At 74.4% G+C, this 794-nt stretch carries 1 pseudogene; it reads left to right on the forward strand.

The features are described from left to right. Positions 1-186 precede the first annotated feature (186 nt). A pseudogene (locus QAA18_RS12820) lies at positions 187-794 on the forward strand (hypothetical protein); the annotation flags it as partial.

The raw sequence follows: 794 nt of genomic DNA on the forward strand, positions 1-794 counted from the left end.
CCTGCCGATGCGGCAGCCATCCTGCGCCAGGCGGCGGTCGTCGCAGCCAGCGAGCGCCTGGCGCGCCTGGCCGCCGAGCGCGGGTTCGGACGGATCGTGGTCGCCGCCAGCGCGATGCCCGCCGATCTTGTCGCTGCAGCGGCCGCCGCCCACCAGCGCGCGTGAGTCGCTAGCATTGGCGCCGACATGGAAACCAACTCCGCATCGGACACGCTTCCCCGCGCCCCGCGCCGCAGGCGCAGTGCCCTGCCCTGGTTGTTGCTGCTTGCGTTGCTCGGCGTGCTCGGCTGGCGCGGCTGGGTGGCGTGGCAGGACTGGCAGTCGCGCGCGGCTGCGGACGCGAGCGAGCAGGCCGGCCACTGGCAGGCGCTCGAGGACCGCATCGCCGCGTTGCGCCGCGACCAGCGCGCGCAGGCGCAACGCATGCTCCGCGCCGATGCCAGCACCCAGGTGTTGCGCGAGGAAGTGATCGGCATCGGCCAGCGCGCCGCATTGCTGGAAGACAGCGTGGCCAGGCTTGCCGATCCGGCGCGCGACGGCACCCGGGCGCTGCGCCTGGACGAAGCCGAACTGCTGCTGGTGGCGGGGGCGCAACGCCTGCAGCTTGCCGGCGACCTGGAGGGCGCGCGCCGCGCCTATGCGCTCGCCGCGGGCGTGCTGGAAAACATCGACGCGCCCGCGGTGCTCGACCTTCGCCAGGCGCTGGCGCAGGAGCGCACCGAACTCGACGCGCTGGAGGCCGACCCGAAAGTGCTCGCGCTGCAGCGGCTGGACGCGTTCGCCGCCGCGCTCGA

The sequence above is a fragment of the Luteimonas sp. 8-5 genome (assembly GCF_029763755.1).
Lineage (GTDB): Bacteria > Pseudomonadota > Gammaproteobacteria > Xanthomonadales > Xanthomonadaceae > Cognatiluteimonas.